Source organism: Rhodopseudomonas palustris HaA2 (assembly GCF_000013365.1).
In the GTDB taxonomy this organism is placed as follows: domain Bacteria; phylum Pseudomonadota; class Alphaproteobacteria; order Rhizobiales; family Xanthobacteraceae; genus Rhodopseudomonas; species Rhodopseudomonas palustris_J.
The window spans coordinates 2,922,065-2,939,394 of sequence record NC_007778.1; the positions used below are offsets into that span (position 1 = coordinate 2,922,065).

The following is a 17,330-nucleotide window of genomic DNA, read 5'->3' on the forward strand; positions in this document are numbered from 1 at the left end:
AAGCCGCGACTCACGCAACGTCTAAGTTCGTCATTGCGAGCCGACGGCGAAGCAATCCAGAGCACCGACCGCTGCGCTGTTGGATTGCTTCGTCGCTTCGCTCCTCGCAATGACGGGGAGGAGCCTTCGATGGTCGACATTCCGTATCAGCCGGGCAGGGTCGCCGCGGCGTCCACCCGCCGCAGGCGGGGCGGGCTCGCGGCGATGATGAAGCGCAAATCGATGGTGGCGTTCCTGATGGCGCTGCCGCTGATCGTGCTGATCGGCGTGCTGGTGATCTATCCGGCGTTCTACGCGGTGCATCTGGCGACGCTGAACAAGTCGATGCAGCGCTTCGTCGGCTTCGACAATTTTCTGTTCCTGTTCAAGCGCGACACGTTCTGGTTGGTGGTGCAGCAATCCTGCATTTTCGCGATCACCGCCGTGGTGTTCAAGGCGCTGCTCGGCTTCATCGTCGCGCATTTCGTCCACAACGTGCCGGCCAAGGGCCAGCGCAAATGGCGCGGCATGCTGCTGGTGCCGTGGGTGATCCCGCCGGCGATGTCGACGCTGGCCTGGCTGTGGCTGTTCGACCCGTCCTACAGCGCGTTCAACTACACGCTCGGCCTGTTCGGCGCCGGCCCGATTCCCTGGACCGGCGACGCGTCCTGGGCGCGGTTCTCGGTCATTCTGGTCAATATCTGGTATGGCGCGCCGTTCTTTATGATCATGTATCTGGCGGCGCTGAAATCGGTGCCGGAGCAGCTCTACGAGGCGGCGTCGATCGACGGCGCCAATTGGTGGCAGAAGCTGTGGTACGTGACGCTGCCGATGATGCGCAACATCATCGCCATCACCACGCTGTTCTCGCTGATCGTCACTTTCGCCAATTTCGACATCGTCCGCATCCTCACCGCCGGCGGCCCGCTCGACCACACCCATATCTTCGCCACCTGGGCGTTCCGGATCGGCATCGAGGGCTCGGACATTCCGCTCGGCGCCAGCGTGTCGCTGTTCATGCTGCCGATCCTCGGCGTCGCGGCGATCTTCATCTTGCGCGACATCAACAAACGCGGGAACGAAAGCTGATGGCCTCGACACTGACGATCGACAAGGCCGCGCCACGGCGCAATCCGGGCTACGGCAGCATGAGCCGCGACCGCGCCTGGGCGCTGAAATGGTCGTATTTCTTTCTGACGATCTTCGCGATTTTCTCGCTGGTGCCGCCGCTCTACATGCTGATCACCTCGCTGAAGAGCAGCCAGGAGATCTCGGCGGCGACCAATCCGTGGTGGGTGTTCCACCCGACGCTCGGCAATTACATCCAGTTGCTGACCTCGAACCAGTTCCTGACGTTCTTCTTCAATTCGGCGATGGTGTCGATCTTCGTCGTCACCATCACCATGCTGATCAGCGTGCCGGCGGCGTTCGCGCTGGCGCGGATGCGGTTCTGGGGCTCGGCAACGCTCGCCACCGGCGTGTTCCTGACCTATCTGATCCCGGACACGTTGCTGTTCATTCCGCTGTTCAAGATGTTCGCCACGTTCGGCGACTGGAGCGGCATCCAGTTGATCAACCGCTGGTACGTGCTGTTGATCATCTATCCGACCCTGACGGTGCCGTTCTGCACCTGGATCATGATCGGCTATTTCGCCTCGATCCCGAAGGAGCTGGACGAGGCTGCGATCATCGACGGCGCGTCGTGGTTCCAGACGCTGACGCGGATCTTCATTCCGGTGGCGCTGCCCGGCATCATCGCCGCGACGATCTTCGCCTTCACCGTGTCCTGGGCGCAGTTCCTGTATCCCCTGGTGTTCACCACCTCGACCGATCAGCTGGTGCTGCCGGTCGGCATCATCACCACGCTGATCAAGGGCGACGTGTTCAACTGGGGGCAGATCATGACCGGCGCGCTGCTCGGCGCCGCGCCGCCTTTGATCATCTACGCGTTTTTGATGGATTACTACATCGCGGGGCTCACCGCGGGCGCAACGAAAGGGTGACGCAATGGCCGAAGTGAACCTGCGCAAGGTGGTGAAGCGCTACGACGACGTCGAGGCCGTCCGCGGCATCGATCTCGACATTCCGGACAAGGAATTCGTGGTGTTCGTCGGCCCGTCCGGCTGCGGCAAGTCGACGACGCTGCGGATGATCGCCGGGCTCGAGGAAATCTCGGACGGCGACATCGTGATCGGCGGCGACGTCGTCAACGACGTTCCGCCGAAGGACCGCGACATCGCCATGGTGTTCCAGAACTACGCGCTGTATCCGCACATGACGGTCGCCGAGAACATGTCGTTCGGGTTGCGGCTGAAGAAATATCCCAAGGCCGAGATCAAGCAGCGCGTCGACGAGGCGGCGCGGATGCTGGACATCACCGACCTGATCCACCGCAAGCCGAAGCAGCTCTCCGGCGGCCAGCGCCAGCGCGTTGCGATGGGCCGCGCCATCGTCCGCAATCCCAAAGTGTTTTTGTTCGACGAGCCGCTGTCGAATCTCGATGCGCAATTGCGGGTGCAGATGCGGTTCGAGATCAAGCGGGTGCACCAGAAGGTGCGCACCACCACGGTCTACGTCACCCACGACCAGGTCGAGGCGATGACGCTGGCGGATCGCGTCGTGGTGATGAACAACGGCCGGATCGAGCAGGTCGGCACGCCGAACGAGCTGTATCACCGCCCGGCGACGCGTTTCGTCGCCGGCTTCATCGGCTCGCCGTCGATGAATTTCATTCCCTGTACGCTGGAGGACAATGCCGGGCGGCTGCAGATTCGGCTGTCGGACACGCTGGCGATGCCGGTGCCGGAGCAGAAGGCGGCGCATTATCGTGGGCTCGCCCGCGACAAGAAACTGCAGCTCGGCATCCGGCCGGAGCACATCGCCGACGCCAGAGCCACGCTCGAACCCGGCGTCGCGGCGTTCGACGCGCTGCTCGATATCACCGAGCCGATGGGGATGGAGACGCTGATCTATTTCAATCTCAACGGCAGCGAGGTCTGCGGCCGGGTCAGCCCGAATGCCGGGGCGCGGGATGGCGGCATGTTGCGTTTGGCGGTGGACCTCAACAATATGCACCTGATAGACGAGGGGACCGGCCTCGTGATCTGAAGGCCGGACAGAGAGACGTCCACGGGGCCGGAATGACGACCAACAACAAGAAACTGCTGGTGACGGAATCGCTGTCGGAACGGGGAAGGGCGCTGTTCGCCGAGCGCGCCGACATCGAGGTGGTCGAATTCGACAACATGATCTCGGCCGCCGATTTCAACGCCTTGCTGCGGCATCACGCGCCGGTGCACGGCGTCGCGCTCGGGGCGACGCGGTTCGGCGAGCCCGAACTCGATTCGTCGCAGGACATGAAAGTGGTGGCGCGGATCGGCGTCGGCTACGACGCCATCGACGTGCCCGCGTTGTCGAAACGCAAGGTCCCGCTGATGGTCGCCGGCACCGCGAATTCCCCCTCGGTCGCCGAACAGGCGCTGTTCATGATGCTGACGTTGGCGAAGCGCGGCGTCGAACTGCACGCGCTGGTGAAGACCGGCGCCTGGGCGACGCGGCTGGCGCTGCTGCCGTTCGACCTGTTCGGCAAGACCGTGCTGATCGTCGGCTTCGGCCGGATCGGCACCCGCACAGCCAAGCGCTGTCTCGCGATGGAAATGACCGTGCTGGTGTACGATCCCTACGTTCCCGCCGCGGCGATCGAAGCGGCCGGCTGCGAGCCCGTGGCCGATCTCGACGCCGCGCTGCCGGGTGCCGACTTCATCAGCCTGCATTGCCCGAAGACGGCCGAGACCACCGGGCTGATCAACGCTGGCCGGCTGTCGAAGATGAAGCCGACCGCCTATCTGATCAACACCGCGCGCGGCGGCATTGTGGTCGAGTCTGCGTTGTACGACGCGCTGGTCGCGGGCAGGCTCGCCGGCGCCGGGCTGGACGTGTTCGAGGTCGAGCCGCCGCCGCTCGGTCACAAATTATTCGATCTGCCCAATGTGATCATCGCCCCGCACGTCGCCGGCGTCACCCGCGAGGCGCTCGACCGGATGGGCGAGCAGACCGCCCGCAACATGCTGAGCGCGCTCGATGGCGCTCCGATCGCGGCGAATGTCATCAATCAGGACGTGCTCAGTTAGTTGTTAGTCCATTGCGCCAATTCCGTCATTGCGAGGAGCGTAGCGACGAAGCAATCCAGCTCCGTGCACTGCGCCTCTGGATTGCTTCGCTTCGCTCGCAATGACGGGGCGAGGCGATAATGAAAGAACAACAATACGAAGGAGGCCGGCGAATGGCATTCAAAGATTACTCCGACTACGACGGCGTCGGTCTCGCGGAGCTGGTGCGTCGCAAGCAGGTCACGCCCGGCGAACTGCTCGAGGAAGCGATCGCGCGGACGGACGCGCTCGATCCGAAGCTCAACGCCGTGGTGGTGCGTCATGACGACGACGCGCGTCGGCAGATCGACAAGGGGTTGCCCGACGGGCCGTTCACGGGCGTGCCGTTCCTGCTGAAGGATCTCGATCTGCTCGCCGGCACCCGCACGACGTTCGGCGCCAGCCTCTACAAGGATTTCGTCGCGCCGCACACCGGCACCCTGGCGGGCCGCTTCCTGGCATCGGGCGTGACGATCTTCGGCAAGAGCGCCAGCCCCGAATTCGGGCTGATGCCGACCACCGAGTCGCGGCTGCACGGGCCGACGCGCAATCCGTGGAATCTCGATCATTCCTCCGGCGGATCGTCGGGCGGCGCCGCCGCGGCGGTGGCGGCGCGGATTCTGCCGGTGGCGCATGCCAGCGACGGCGGCGGCTCGATCCGGATTCCCGCGTCGGCCTGCGGCGTGCTCGGGCTGAAGCCGACCCGGGCGCGCAATCCGCTCGGACCGGACCGCGGCGAGGGCTGGGGCGGCTTCGCCTGCGGCCATGTGGTGAGTATCAGCGTGCGCGACAGTGCGGCGATGCTGGATGCGCTGCACGGCCCCGAGCCGTCGAGCCCTTACGTCGCGCCGGCGCCGGAGCGGCCGTTCGCGCAGGAGGTCGGCCGCGATCCCGGCCGGCTGCGGATCGCCTTCACCGATGCGTCGACTTATGGCGATGCGATCGATCCCGAAATCGCCGCGGCGGTGCGCGACACCGCGAAGCTGCTCGAAGGCCTCGGCCATCACGTCGAGCAGCGCGCGCCGAAGCTGCCGGCCGATCCCGCCGAGGTGATCGCCACCATCGTCGCCTGCAACACCGGGTTGACGGTGAAACTCGCCGAGCAGGCGATGGGCCGCGCCATGACTAATCGCGATTTCGAAACGCTGACGCTGGCCAGCGCCGCCAATGCTGGCCGCGCCAGCGGGATCGACTATTGCGCCGCGCAGCTCGCCGCATTTCAGATCTCGCGTGCCGTCTCGGATTTCTTCACCGACATCGACGTGTTTTTGTCGCCGACGCTGTGCCTGCCGCCGCTGCGGATCGGCGAGATCGATACCATGGCGAGCGATTTGTCCGGCATCAGCCCGCTGCTGCGGCGCTACATCCCCGGCACCAGCCTGTTCAACATGTCGGGCCAGCCGGCGATGTCGGTGCCGCTGGCCGGGACCGCGAGCGGTCTGCCGATCGGCATGATGTTCGCGGGTCGGTTCGGCGACGAGGCGACGCTGTTGCGTCTCGCTTCGCAGCTCGAGCAGGAGCGGCCCTGGAAAAACCGGCGACCGCCGGTTTGCGCCTGATTGAGTCCGACTTTTCGCCGGTATTCTCGGAAACAAACGACCAAGGTCGGCGTTGACGCGCGGCCTCGGCCGTCATTTCGTATCGTATCTCAGAGGGACCTTGACGTGACTGGCAACGATCCGACCGATCAGGCGCTGGCCGTGATCGCGAGCATCTTCGAAAAGCCGGCCCCGAAGCCGGATGCGAAGACGCGCGGCGAGAATGGGGACGACGCTTCCTCGGAAGGTGTTGTGCACGACGTGCACGCGCGCGACGCCACGGCGCACGACGATCGTGCGCATGATGACATCGTGCAGGACGGCGGCGGGCATGACCCGGTTGCGGCCGAGGATGTCGTCTCGGTGCAGATCGAGACCGTCGAGATTGTCCAGATCACCATGGCGGGTTCCTCCGACGATGGTGAACCGGCCGGCGTGGGGGAGCATGGCGGCCCCGAGGATCTCGATGCCCTGACGCGCCACGGCCCGGGGCCGCTCGAGGCGCTACGCTTCAAATGGCGCGTGCGCCACGAAGACGACGGCTATTATGTCGACGAGACCATCGGCACCAGCTCGCAGCCGATCGTCGCCGGTCCGCTGTCGCGCGCCGAGGCGATCAGCTTCATCGACAGCCGCGAGCGCCGAACCCGCCGCCGCTTCGAGCGTTTGCGCCACGAAATCGTCTCCGGCCCGTCGGAGCGCGGCGTCGAGGACGACGACAGCGAGCTGTAGGATGGTGGGGGTGATTTCGGCCCCCGACTCGACAATCAACTAACATTGCGATCTATTCGCGCCTCGGGGGTGGGGCGTGATCGGCTGGTGGCGACGTCAGGGTGGCATTCGAAGGGCGGTCGGCGTCATCGCCGGCCAACTTTTTGTTGTGCAACTGCTGTTGGCCGGCGTGGTCGCCACCGAGATGGCGGTCGCAGACGCGATCGGGATTCCGACGATCTGCTCGAGCAGCGTTGCGCCGACCGGCGACGGCTCGGACCATTCGAACACCCCGATCCATCACGTCACCTGTTCGATCTGCACATTCGCGTCGCTCTCCGGCCCGCTGCCTGAGCCGGATGTCGTCGCGATTCTCAGGACCGCGCTGGACGTTGGCTCCGGCAGCGACAGCATATCGACGATCCGCGAAGCGGATCGGTTCGAGCCGCGCAGCTCACAAGGTCCTCCGCAAGCCGCCTAGCTGACGTCGTTCGCTAGACGCACTTTGCTGGAGTACCCCCGATGCAACGTTTTCTGAGCGCGCTTTGCGCTGCGTCCGTCGCTGCCGTGACGGTCCCCGATCTTGCCTTTGCCCAAACGTCGACCCAAGCCAACACCGGCCTGCCGAGTGTGGTGGTCGAGCCGCCGACGCGAAAGCCGACAAAGAAGCGCCAGGCGAGCGCCACGGCTCCGCGCGCCGCTCCGCGGGCGCCGGCGCAGGCGGCGGTCAGCACCGCGCCGCCGAGCAGCGGTGCGCCGGTGATCCAGACCACCGCCGGACCGGTGCAGGGCATTCGCGCGCTCACGGCGTCGTCTGCGACCCGGACCGACACCCCGATCGAACAGATCCCGCAATCGATCCAGGTGGTGTCGCGCCAGCTCATCGAGCAGCAGGGCGCGGTGACGGTCACCGAGGCGGTGCAGAACGTCAGCAACGCCCAGGCGGTCAATCCGTTCGTCATCGCCAACACCGACCTGCAGCAGCTCAAGATCCGCGGCTTCTCTGCGGAACTTTGGCGCGACGGGATGGTGAGCATGTACAACCCTGGCGACCGCGACGGGCTGGTCAATGTCGAGCGCATCGAGGTGCTGAAGGGCCCGAACGCGATCCTCTATGGCGGCGGCCCCGGCGCCCCGATCGGCGGCGCGGTCAACGTCGTCTCCAAACTGCCGACCGACAAGGCCAGCCAGGAATTCGGCATCGGGCTGGGCTCCTATCAATACTGGAACCCGTTCTTCGACATCAACCAGCCGCTCAACCAGGAGAAAACCGCGCTGTTCCGCATCACCGGCGAATACACCGGCAACAACAGCTTCGTCGATGTGCTGGAATCCAAGCGCTACAGCATCAATCCGACGCTGACGCTGACCAATCGCGAAGACACCACGCTGACGATCCAGGGCTTCCTGTCGCGCCAGCAGCAGCAAGCCTATCAGGGGCTGCCGGTGTACGGCACCATCCTCGGCGATTTCCGCGCGGCCCGCGATCTGTACATCGGCCCGTCGAACATCGAGCCGAGCTATTCGAAGACGCACGGCGCCACCGTGACGCTCGATCATCAGTTCAATTCGGTGTGGTCCGCGAACATCAAGGCGCGCTGGAGCCAGTCGGAATTCGATCAGCTATCGCAATGGGCGTTTGGCGGCGACGCCTTCGGCGCGACGCCTGCCTTCGCGCCGTCGACCTGGCTGCTGTCGAATCTCGAAGTGTTCCAGAAGCAGCAGGAATTCACCATCAATCCCAGCGTCAAGGCGAAGTTCGACACAGCGATCAGCCGCAACACGCTGCTGCTCGGCGCGGACTACAGCCGCGTCACCGATCGCGGCTTCATGACCGGCGACAATCTCGGCAACACTTGCTTCCTGACCACCTTCGCGTGCCCGCCCGCGGCGGTCGACCTGCAGAATCCGGTGTTCACGATCCCGTACACGCGGCCCAATCCGAGCGCCGGCGCGGAATACGCGGCGTATTTCAACTTCGACAACACCTACACCACCAAGGGCGGTTACGCGCAATTACAGTCGTCGCTGTACGACCGTGTCCATGTGCTGGCCGGTGCGCGCCTTGCCAATATCGACATCAGCTACACCGAGAACGCGCTGGTGGTGCCGTCGACGTTCGTGACGGACACGACCAAGCTGTTGCCGCGCGCGGGCGTCGTGGTCGATCTGGTCAAGGGGCTGTCGGCCTATGCCAGCTACAGCGAAGGCATGCGCTGGGCGGGATTCACCCAGGCGGTCGCGCGGCCGGAGCCCGAGTTGTCGCAGCAAGTCGAAGCGGGGTTGAAGTTCAATATCAATGCTGAATTGTCCGGCAGCGTCGCGGTGTTCGAGATCCATCGCGACAACGTGCCGGTGACCATCGCGCTCGGCGTCGCGGGGCTGACGCAGCAGAAGTCGCGCGGGTTCGAGACCGACATGACCTGGCAGCCGAACCGCAACTGGAGCTTCCTCGGCAGCTACGGCTACACCGATGCGACCTTCGCCGGAGCGTTCGTCGATTCGTCGGGCGTCATCCCGGCCGGCAACAAGCTGCCCTACGTGCCCGAACATTCCGGGCGGGTGTGGGCGAACTACAAGTTCGATCCGAACGTACTGCCGGGTTGGAGCGTCGGCGCCGGCGTCTATGCGGCATCGAGCCAGTATGTCGACAACGCCAATCTGTGGAAGACCGACGGCTACTACACGGTCGACGCCAAGATCGGCTACGAGAAGGACGGCTTCCGCGCCTCCATTGCGCTGAAGAATCTGACCGGCGAAAAGTACTTCACGCCGTACGCCTGGCTCGGTGGGCAGGTGGCGCCGGGCGCGCCGCGGATGGTGTACGGCCAGCTCAGCTACCGCTTCAACTGAGGTCAGCGATGTCGATCACCAGGCGGCAGTTCACTCAAACCGCGGCCTCGGCTGCCGCGGCGATCGCGGTCGGCGAGCGTACCGCTGCTGAAGCGGCGGATCGGTCGGCTCCGGGCAAACCCGTGCCGGAGGCCCCGGCGCACGACATGTCGGCGATGCCGGCGCATTGGATCGGCAAGGAGCAGATCGCGTTCCTGATCTATCCGGAGTTCACCGCGCTCGACATGGTCGGTCCGCATCACATGCTGACCGGGCTGATGGGGGCGACGGTGCACATCGTCGCCAAGACGCGCGATCCGGTGAAGAGCGACACCGGACTGACCTTCGTGCCGTCTGCGACGTTCGAGGAGTGTCCGGCCGATCTCGACATCATCTGCGTGCCCGGCGGCACGCAGGGGACGCTGGCGGCGATGCAGGACGAGGCGACGATCCGCTTTCTCAGGGATCGCGGCAGCCGCGCGCGGTTCGTCACCTCGGTCTGCACGGGATCGCTGGTGCTCGGCGCGGCGGGACTGCTGGACGGCTACCGCGCCACCTCGCACTGGGCGGCCAAACCAGTATTGCCCGTGTTCGGCGCGATCCCGACCGAGGGCCGGGTGGTGCGGGATCGCAACCGGATCACCGGCGGCGGCGTCACCGCCGGGATCGATTTCGGGCTGTCTCTGGTCGGCCAGTTGCGCGATCGGCAATATGCGGAGGTGGCGCAACTGATCGCCGAATATGCGCCGGAGCCGCCTTATGATGCCGGCACGCCGGCGCGTGCGCCGGCCGAGGTGCGCGCGCTGACCGAGCCGATGTTCGTCGACTTTCTCAAACAGGCAGAAGCCGTCGGCCGCGCCGCCTTCGCGCGCAACAAGACGTTGTAGTCGGCACCGGCCGTGCGCCTGACTGGTTTCATCCAGCCCGAACGGCGCCCGCGCGGGCGCCGTTCGTGTTTGTGTTACTTGGCTTTCGAGAACGCCTGCGAGATTCGCGCCCAGGTCTTCTCGTACACCGCGGCGGTTTCGTCGAGGCCGGCTTTCAGCGCGTTCCATGTCTCGTCGCCGGCAGCCGACAACTGCGTCAGCTTGGGGCCGAGCGTCTTCTCGGTCTCTTCGGTCCAGCGGCGCATGGACGATTCCATCTCCTTGCGGCCTTGTTCGATCGCCGATGCGGCGCTGGTCTGAAACGTTTCCAGCGACGACACGAAAGCCTGGCGCTGGGCTTCGGCGCGGGCGGCGAGCGCCTCTTTGACGAGGCCGGCCTGGTCGCCGGCGGTGCCGAGGAATTTCTGCAACGCCAGTTCGACTTCGTTCCATTGCGCCGAGACTGCCGACATCGCCGCGTCGGTCGCTTGCTTGGACGCGCCGAGGTCGCCCTGCAGCGCGCTGACTTGCGCCTGGAAGGCGTCACGCGCGGTGCGCAGTTGCGCCAGCGCTTCCTGAGCCTTCGCGTTCGACGCGTCCCCGATCTTGGCGGCGGCTTCCTCGATCTTGGCGAGCGTCGCGGCAGATTCGTCGAGTTTCTGCTTGGTCCATTCCAGATAGGCTTGGGTGAGATCGGGCTTCGTGATGGCAGCCTCCTTTTGGGGTCAGGCCGTGGGTGATGGATGCGATCCGGCGGAGCGGGGCGAATGCTCGGCGATCGGTTCATGCTCGGCGCGGATGCCGAACAACTCCGCCTGCGCCAGCCGACGGACGGCGATTTCGAGCTTCCGTGTCCGCTCGGCATCGAATGTGTCCCAGCCGAGTGAACTCAGCATGACGTTGCGCAGGGTGCGGAAATTGGAGATTGCGCCGAGCACGATCGCGGTGCGGATCTTCAGATCCTCGTCGTTCGGCGAACGGCCGGTCGCGGCGGCGACTTCCGCGATCAGGGCGCTCTGAAAGCGCGCGACGGATTGATAATAGATGATGCGAAACGCATCGTCGGCGTCGCGCTCGCAGCGCACGAAGAACACCGTCCAGGCTTCCGGCTCGGCGTTGCCGGCGATGAACTGGAAGAAGCGCATCACCACCGCGTCGATGTGGCCGACCGGATCGACGCTGGCGGTGCGCAGCGTGTCGATCAGCGGCTCGATGCGGGAGCGCATGTAGTCGGCGATCGCCTGCGCGGCGGCGAGGTAGAGTTCGCGCTTGCCGCCGAAATGGTAGGGGATCGCCGCCTGGTTGACGCCGGCTCGCTCCGCCAACTGGCGCGTGGTGGCGCCGTCGTAGCCGACCGACCCGAACACCTCGATCGCCGCCTCGATCATGCGGGCGCGGGTGTCGCTGGCGGGCGGTGCCATGGGCCTGTCGTGTGCGGCGTGTCTGTTCGGCATCATCGTCGGAATCATCGTCAGCATCTCATGGGCCGACCTAATTCATTCGAATGAATGAGGCGTTGAGATGGATCAAACCGCTGCTCGGCCGGCTTGGGCGAGGGTGGCAGGCAACGGGCTGTGGGCAGTCGGGAACGGACAGCAGCGAGGCTGGGACGCGCGGTCAGCATCGGACAGCCGGCAGCCACGGCAGGCGAGGCGATGCCGGTCGACCGCAAGCGAAGGGCGTTGCTCGCATGTCGAACCGGCTGACGGAGGCAGGCGTACCTCGTTCGTGCCCGCATGGAGCGGCCGTTCGCCCGACGAAAAAAGGCGCCCCGCGAGGGGCGCCTTGGTTGTTGTCGAGCCCGTCGGCCGATCCGGCCGAGGAGTGGCTTACTGCGAGTAGTACATCTCGAACTCGACCGGGTGCGGCGTCATTTCGAAGCGCATCACTTCGGTCATCTTCAGCTCGATATAGGCGTCGATGAAGTCGTCGTCGAACACGCCGCCGGCCTTGAGGAAGGCGCGGTCCTTGTCGAGATTCTCGAGCGCCTCGCGCAGCGAACCGCAGACCGTCGGGATCGACTTCAGCTCTTCCTTCGGCAGATCGTAGAGGTCCTTGTCCATCGCCGGACCCGGATCGATCTTGTTCTTGATGCCGTCGAGGCCGGCCATCAGCATCGCGGCGAAGGCGAGATAGGGGTTCGCCATCGGATCCGGGAAGCGGACTTCGACGCGCTTGGCCTTCGGGTTGGTGGTGTAGGGGATGCGGCAGGAAGCCGAACGGTTGCGGGCCGAATAGGCCAGCAGCACCGGGGCTTCATAGCCGGGGACCAGGCGCTTGTAGGAATTGGTCGACGGGTTGGTGAAGGCGTTGATCGCCTTGGCGTGGCTGATGATGCCGCCGATGTAGTGCAGGCAGGTCTCGGACAGGTCGGCGTATTTGTTGCCGGCGAACACCGGCTTGCCGTCCTTCCAGATCGACTGGTGCACATGCATGCCCGAGCCGTTGTCGCCGAACACCGGCTTCGGCATGAAGGTCGCGGTCTTGCCGTAGATGTGGGCGACCTGATGGATGCAGTATTTGTAGATCTGCATCTGGTCGGCCATGTGGGTCAGGGTGTCGAACTTCATGCCGAGCTCGTGCTGGGCGGAAGCGACTTCGTGGTGATGCTTCTCGACCTTGACGCCCATCCGCGCCATCGCGCCGAGCATTTCCGAGCGCATGTCCTGCACCGAATCCTGCGGCGGGACCGGGAAGTAGCCGGCCTTGGTGCGGATGCGGTGGCCGAGATTGCCGCCCTCGTATTCGGTGTCGGAGTTGGTCGGCAGTTCCGACGAATCCAGCTTGAAGCCGGTGTTGTACGGGTTCGCCGAATAGCGCACGTCGTCGAACACGAAGAACTCGGCTTCCGGACCGACGAACACCGAGTCGCCGACGCCCATCGCCTTGACCTGGGCCTCGGCCTTCTTGGCGATGCCGCGCGGGTCGCGGTTGTAGGGCTCACCGGTCGACGGCTCGAGGATGTCGCAGGTGATGACCATGGTGGTCTCGGCGAAGAACGGGTCGATCACCGCGGTGGTCGGGTCGAGCATCAGCATCATGTCGGATTCATTGATCGCCTTCCAGCCGGCGATCGAGGAACCGTCGAACATCGTGCCCTCGGCGAAGATCTCCTCGTCGATCATGCTGACGTCGAAAGTGACGTGCTGCCACTTGCCGCGCGGGTCGGTGAAACGAAGATCGACGTACTTGACGTCGTTGTCCTTGATGGATTTCAGGACTTCTTTGGCGGTGGTCATGAGTACCCCTTGTGCTTAAGGTCGTCGTAAATGCTGAAGGTGGTCGTGCGTTTGCGGCCGCACGCGGCCGCAAGGTGATGCGATCAGGCTGGAGGTGATAGGCCGTTGGATCAGATGGCGTCCAGTCCGGATTCGCCCGTCCTGATGCGGATGGCCTCTTCGATATTGGAGACGAAGATCTTGCCGTCGCCGATGCGGCCGGTCTGGGCGGCGCGGCGGATGGCGTCGATCGCCTTCTCGACCAGATCGTCGCCGATCACGATCTCGATTTTCACTTTCGGGAGGAAGTCCACGATGTATTCCGCGCCGCGATACAGCTCCGCGTGGCCCTTCTGCCGGCCGAAGCCCTTGGCCTCGGTCACGGTGATGCCCTGCAATCCCACTTCCTGAAGCGCTTCCTTGACCTCGTCGAGCTTGAACGGCTTGATGATGGCTTCGATCTTCTTCACTTAGACTCTCCCCGGACTTCCCACGTGACTCGGCGATTGTATGACAGATTGCGCGGCGCTGCGCAGTGGATCGATGACACCGCGTGCCGAATGGGTAAGCAGCTCCGTCTGCGGTCCGGACATGCCTGAAAACCGGAGACGGTCGCGCGCAGACCCCGCCGAGATCGGCGAGCGCGGGGGATCGAAACATGGCTTCCGTAAAAGCAGGGTCCATGCCAAATTGCCAGAATGGCTGATTGTGGAGCGTTATCAGATTATTAAGGCCGCGTCCGCGTAGACTTTCGAGATCAGCCCGCATCGCGACTGACTAATGATAGGGCGGTCGGCTTATTATATGTGCAATCTGAGGGGCGGTTGTGGGCGCGTTCTGGGGCCTGCTGCCTCAGTGTGAGGCGAGAGTACTGGGAATTGGGCATGGAGCTACTGACGCCCGCTGAAATGGACCGCGCGGACCTGCTCACGATCGCCTGGGGATCGTCCGGCTTCGCCTTGATGCTGCATGCCGGCCGGCATGTCGCGCAGGCTGCGATCGAGCTGGCGGAAACCGGACCGATCCTGGTGATCGCCGGTCCCGGCAACAATGGCGGCGACGGTTTGATCGCGGCCACCGAGCTGGTGGCGCTCGGCCGCACCGTGCACGTCATGTTGCTCGGCGAGCGCGACGCGCTGAAAGGCGATGCGGCGCTGGCGGCGCGGGAGTGGAAGGGGCCGCTGCTGCCGTTCCTGCCACAGTCGATCGGGACGCCGTCTCTGATCATCGACGCGCTGTTCGGCTCCGGCCTCAATCGGCCGGTGAAGGATCAGGCGCTGGAGATGATCGAGGCGGTCAACGCCACCGGCGTGCCGGTGCTGGCCGTCGATCTGCCGAGCGGCATCAACGGCGCCACCGGCGCGGTGATGGGCGCCGCGATCAGGGCACGTGAGACGGTGACGTTCTTCCGCCGCAAGCCCGGGCATCTGCTGGTGCCGGGGCGGCTGTATTGCGGCAAGCTGAAGGTCGCCGACATCGGCATCGATCCGGCGGTGCTCGACGAGATCAAGCCGCAGGCGTTCGAGAACGATCCGAATCTGTGGCTGCCGCATTTCCCGGTGCCGCGCGCCGACGGCCACAAATACGGCCGCGGCCATGCCGTGGTGATCTCCGGCGAACTGTCGCAGACCGGCGCGGCGCGGCTGGCGGCCCGCGGGGCGTTGCGGGCCGGTGCGGGGCTGGTGACGCTGGCGTCACCGTGCGATGCGCTCGCGGTGAATGCCACGGCGCTGACCGCCGTGATGGTCCGAGCGATCGATACGCCGGACCAATTGGCGGGAATGCTGGCCGACCGCCGTTTCAATGCCGTCGGCGTCGGGCCCGGCGCGGGCATCGACGACCGCACCCGCGGCAACGTGCTGGCGGCGCTGGCGGCGGGCGCCGGCACGGTGCTCGATGCCGACGCGCTGACGGTGTTCGCAGGTGCCCCCGAGACGCTGTTCGAGGCGATCAAATCCGGCGCCAATCCACAGGTTGTCCTCACCCCGCACGAGGGCGAATTCCCTCGCTTGTTCAGTGATATGAGCAACAAAAATCCACTTCGCTCGAAACTCGAACGGGTCCGCGTAGCTGCGCAACGTTCGGGGGCCGTGGTGTTGCTCAAGGGCCCGGACACGGTGGTCGCCTCACCGGACGGCCGCGCGGCGATCGCCTTCAACGCGCCGCCCTGGCTGGCGACGGCGGGCTCCGGAGACGTGCTGACAGGCATCATCACCGGATTGCTGGCACAGCGGGTGGCGGCGTTCGAGGCGGCCTGCATCGGCGTGTGGATGCACGGTGAGGCGGCCTGCGAGGCTGGGCCCGGCCTGATCGCCGAGGACCTGACCGAGACGCTGCCGGCGGTGATCCGGCGGGTCTATGACGAACTCGGCATCGAGTACTGATCGAGGGCGGTTCAACCCGCCTCAGCGTCATCCTGAGGCGCTCGGCGTGCCGCGCTCCTGGCGCGGCGCGTCGGGCCTCGAAGGATGGGCGGCAAGCTCGGACAGTGCCGTTGGGCCATCCTTCGAGGCTCGCTGCGCTCGCACCTCAGGATGACGCCTTGATGTGGAGCGAATGCTCTAGAAATTGCTGTAATGTTCAATCCTTGGAACCGAACGTTCAACTGACGGCGTAGCTCCGCAGCAGCCGCGGCGCGGACCATTTCGCGGCGAACGCTTCGATCAGCCACAGGCCCGGATATTCGGCGGCGAAGGCGATGCGCTGGGTCTGGCCGGCGTCGATCGCCAGCGTATCCAGCCAGAACGGCTTCCAGCCGTCGTCGAGCCGGTCGAGCAGCCGGAAATGATGGCCGTGCAGATGAAAGATCATCGGCATCGTCGCGCGGTTGTTCAAGGTCAGCACGACGGTGCGGCCGCGCTTGGCCTGGAAGGCGGGGCCTTTGGCGGCAACGAATGTGTCGGGCGCGAACCAGTCGAGCTGCGCCGAGGTCAGCGCGCCGAGCGGCAGGTCGACGCGAAGCGCCGAGCTGAGCGGGAGCTGCGCCGGCAGACCATTGTCGGGCAGGGGCGCGGGCAGTGGCAGCGGTGCTGGCCGCAGCGGAGGCTCGCTCGACGTGACGAGTCGTGCGATCGGCGTCGGCTTGCCGCCGTCGAGCAGCGTGATCGCAGACGTCGCGCCCGGCGGCCTTGTGGCATCGAGCAGCACATCGACGCGGGTGCCGGGCGCCAGCACCAGCGTGCCGTTGCGCGCCAAAAAGGGCTCGGCCGGCTGGCTGTCGAGGGCGATCACCCGCACGTCGTGATCGTCGATTCTCAGTGCGATCACATTGCGCTGGCAGGCGTTGATGAAGCGGAGCCTGAACCGGCCATTGGCGCGCAGCGTGATGTCCGCGGTCGGCTGGCCGTTGACGGTGTACAGCCACGGCATATCGCCGGCGTCGAGTCCGGACGCGAGCGGCTTGCCGTCGCTGCCGAGTCTCGCATCCTCGATCAGCACGACCTCGTCGCCATCGACCTGCGGCGGGGTGGCCTCCTGCACCACCAGCGGCAGCGCCGGCATCGGCGCCGGGCCGCCATCGGCGGTGAGGCGGAGGTCGACGAGCAGGGTGCCGGCGGCGCGCAACGGGATCACGAAGCTGTCGTTGCCGCCGGGCGGCACCGGCCGGCGGGCGACCAGCGGCTCGGCGGCCGCCACGCCGTCGAGCCCGCGCCAGCTCAGCAGCGCCGGCTGCGTCAGCCCGTTCTCGAACCGCACCGCCACCTCGTCGCCACGCCGCAGCACGACGGTTTCGGCGAGCGCCAGCATCGGTCGCGCCACCGGCGCGCCGCCGGCTTTCAGCACGGTCGTTCCTGCCGCAGCGCGCAGCGTCAGCGTCTTGCGCGGCGTTGTCGATTGGGCGAATCCCGGCAACGGCAGGCCGGCGAAGGCGGTGCCCCCGAGGGCGGCGAGAACGCTGCGGCGCGACAGCGAGGCGAGGGCGTTGGTCATGGCCGATGCGGACCATGTTCGCGCCGTGCTGTCCACTGCGGCGGGCCGCCGCGGAAGCTGCAGTGCAGCGGGATTTTCTTGATGCACAACCTATATGTCATGTTATAA

15 protein-coding genes are annotated in these 17,330 nt (G+C 65.6%); 10 read left to right on the forward strand and 5 right to left on the reverse strand.

Annotated features, from left to right (window positions below; genetic code table 11):
- Window positions 1–129: 129 nt before the first annotated feature.
- From RPB_RS12825 to RPB_RS12865, 9 genes are all read left to right on the forward strand, one after another.
- Window positions 130–1,068, forward strand: a complete 939-nt coding sequence (locus RPB_RS12825) for a carbohydrate ABC transporter permease (protein ID WP_011441436.1) — start codon at window positions 130–132, stop codon at window positions 1,066–1,068.
- On the forward strand, window positions 1,068–1,982 hold the full coding sequence (locus RPB_RS12830; RefSeq protein WP_011441437.1) for a carbohydrate ABC transporter permease: 915 nt from the start codon (window positions 1,068–1,070) through the stop codon (window positions 1,980–1,982). The genes RPB_RS12825 and RPB_RS12830 overlap by 1 nt, the downstream gene beginning before the upstream one ends.
- 4 nt (window positions 1,983–1,986) lie before the next feature.
- Entirely contained in the window at window positions 1,987–3,087 is a 1,101-nt protein-coding gene (locus RPB_RS12835; protein WP_011441438.1) for an ABC transporter ATP-binding protein, read from the forward strand.
- A gap of 32 nt (window positions 3,088–3,119) precedes the next feature.
- The gene (locus RPB_RS12840) at window positions 3,120–4,109 is read left to right on the forward strand and encodes a hydroxyacid dehydrogenase (RefSeq protein ID WP_011441439.1); all 990 of its coding nucleotides are present in this window, start codon (window positions 3,120–3,122) and stop codon (window positions 4,107–4,109) included.
- A gap of 152 nt (window positions 4,110–4,261) precedes the next feature.
- A complete protein-coding gene (locus RPB_RS12845; RefSeq protein ID WP_011441440.1) occupies window positions 4,262–5,686 on the forward strand; it encodes an amidase in 1,425 nt (474 codons plus the stop codon).
- A 141-nt stretch (window positions 5,687–5,827) separates the two neighbouring features.
- A complete protein-coding gene (locus RPB_RS12850) occupies window positions 5,828–6,397 on the forward strand; it encodes a hypothetical protein (RefSeq protein WP_245258216.1) in 570 nt (189 codons plus the stop codon).
- A gap of 76 nt (window positions 6,398–6,473) precedes the next feature.
- Window positions 6,474–6,857, forward strand: coding sequence for a hypothetical protein (locus RPB_RS12855; protein ID WP_011441442.1), 384 nt, complete (start codon window positions 6,474–6,476; stop codon window positions 6,855–6,857).
- A 41-nt stretch (window positions 6,858–6,898) separates the two neighbouring features.
- Entirely contained in the window at window positions 6,899–9,229 is a 2,331-nt protein-coding gene (locus RPB_RS12860) for a TonB-dependent siderophore receptor (RefSeq protein WP_011441443.1), read from the forward strand.
- 8 nt (window positions 9,230–9,237) lie between these two features.
- Window positions 9,238–10,095 carry a DJ-1/PfpI family protein gene (locus RPB_RS12865; protein ID WP_011441444.1) on the forward strand — a complete coding sequence of 286 codons (858 nt, stop codon included), beginning with the start codon at window positions 9,238–9,240 and terminating at the stop codon, window positions 10,093–10,095.
- 74 nt (window positions 10,096–10,169) lie between these two features.
- Here RPB_RS12865 and RPB_RS25075 read toward each other — a convergent pair whose 3' ends face one another.
- From RPB_RS25075 to RPB_RS12885, 4 genes are all read right to left on the reverse strand, one after another.
- Window positions 10,170–10,547 carry a hypothetical protein gene (locus RPB_RS25075; RefSeq protein WP_245258217.1) on the reverse strand — a complete coding sequence of 126 codons (378 nt, stop codon included), beginning with the start codon at window positions 10,545–10,547 and terminating at the stop codon, window positions 10,170–10,172.
- Between the two features lie 252 nt (window positions 10,548–10,799).
- The gene (locus RPB_RS12875) at window positions 10,800–11,495 is read right to left on the reverse strand and encodes a CerR family C-terminal domain-containing protein (protein WP_245258218.1); all 696 of its coding nucleotides are present in this window, start codon (window positions 11,493–11,495) and stop codon (window positions 10,800–10,802) included.
- A gap of 408 nt (window positions 11,496–11,903) precedes the next feature.
- Window positions 11,904–13,313, reverse strand: a complete 1,410-nt coding sequence (glnA, locus tag RPB_RS12880; protein ID WP_011441446.1) for a type I glutamate--ammonia ligase — start codon at window positions 13,311–13,313, stop codon at window positions 11,904–11,906.
- A gap of 110 nt (window positions 13,314–13,423) precedes the next feature.
- A complete protein-coding gene (locus tag RPB_RS12885; protein ID WP_011441447.1) occupies window positions 13,424–13,762 on the reverse strand; it encodes a P-II family nitrogen regulator in 339 nt (112 codons plus the stop codon).
- A gap of 414 nt (window positions 13,763–14,176) precedes the next feature.
- On the opposite strand from RPB_RS12885, the gene RPB_RS12890 reads away from it, so the two are divergent.
- Complete coding sequence (locus tag RPB_RS12890; protein ID WP_041798239.1) at window positions 14,177–15,676, forward strand: bifunctional ADP-dependent NAD(P)H-hydrate dehydratase/NAD(P)H-hydrate epimerase; 1,500 nt, start codon at window positions 14,177–14,179, stop codon at window positions 15,674–15,676.
- A 217-nt stretch (window positions 15,677–15,893) separates the two neighbouring features.
- Here RPB_RS12890 and RPB_RS12895 read toward each other — a convergent pair whose 3' ends face one another.
- On the reverse strand, window positions 15,894–17,222 hold the full coding sequence (locus tag RPB_RS12895; RefSeq protein ID WP_011441449.1) for a multicopper oxidase family protein: 1,329 nt from the start codon (window positions 17,220–17,222) through the stop codon (window positions 15,894–15,896).
- Between the last annotated feature and the right edge of the window lie 108 nt (window positions 17,223–17,330).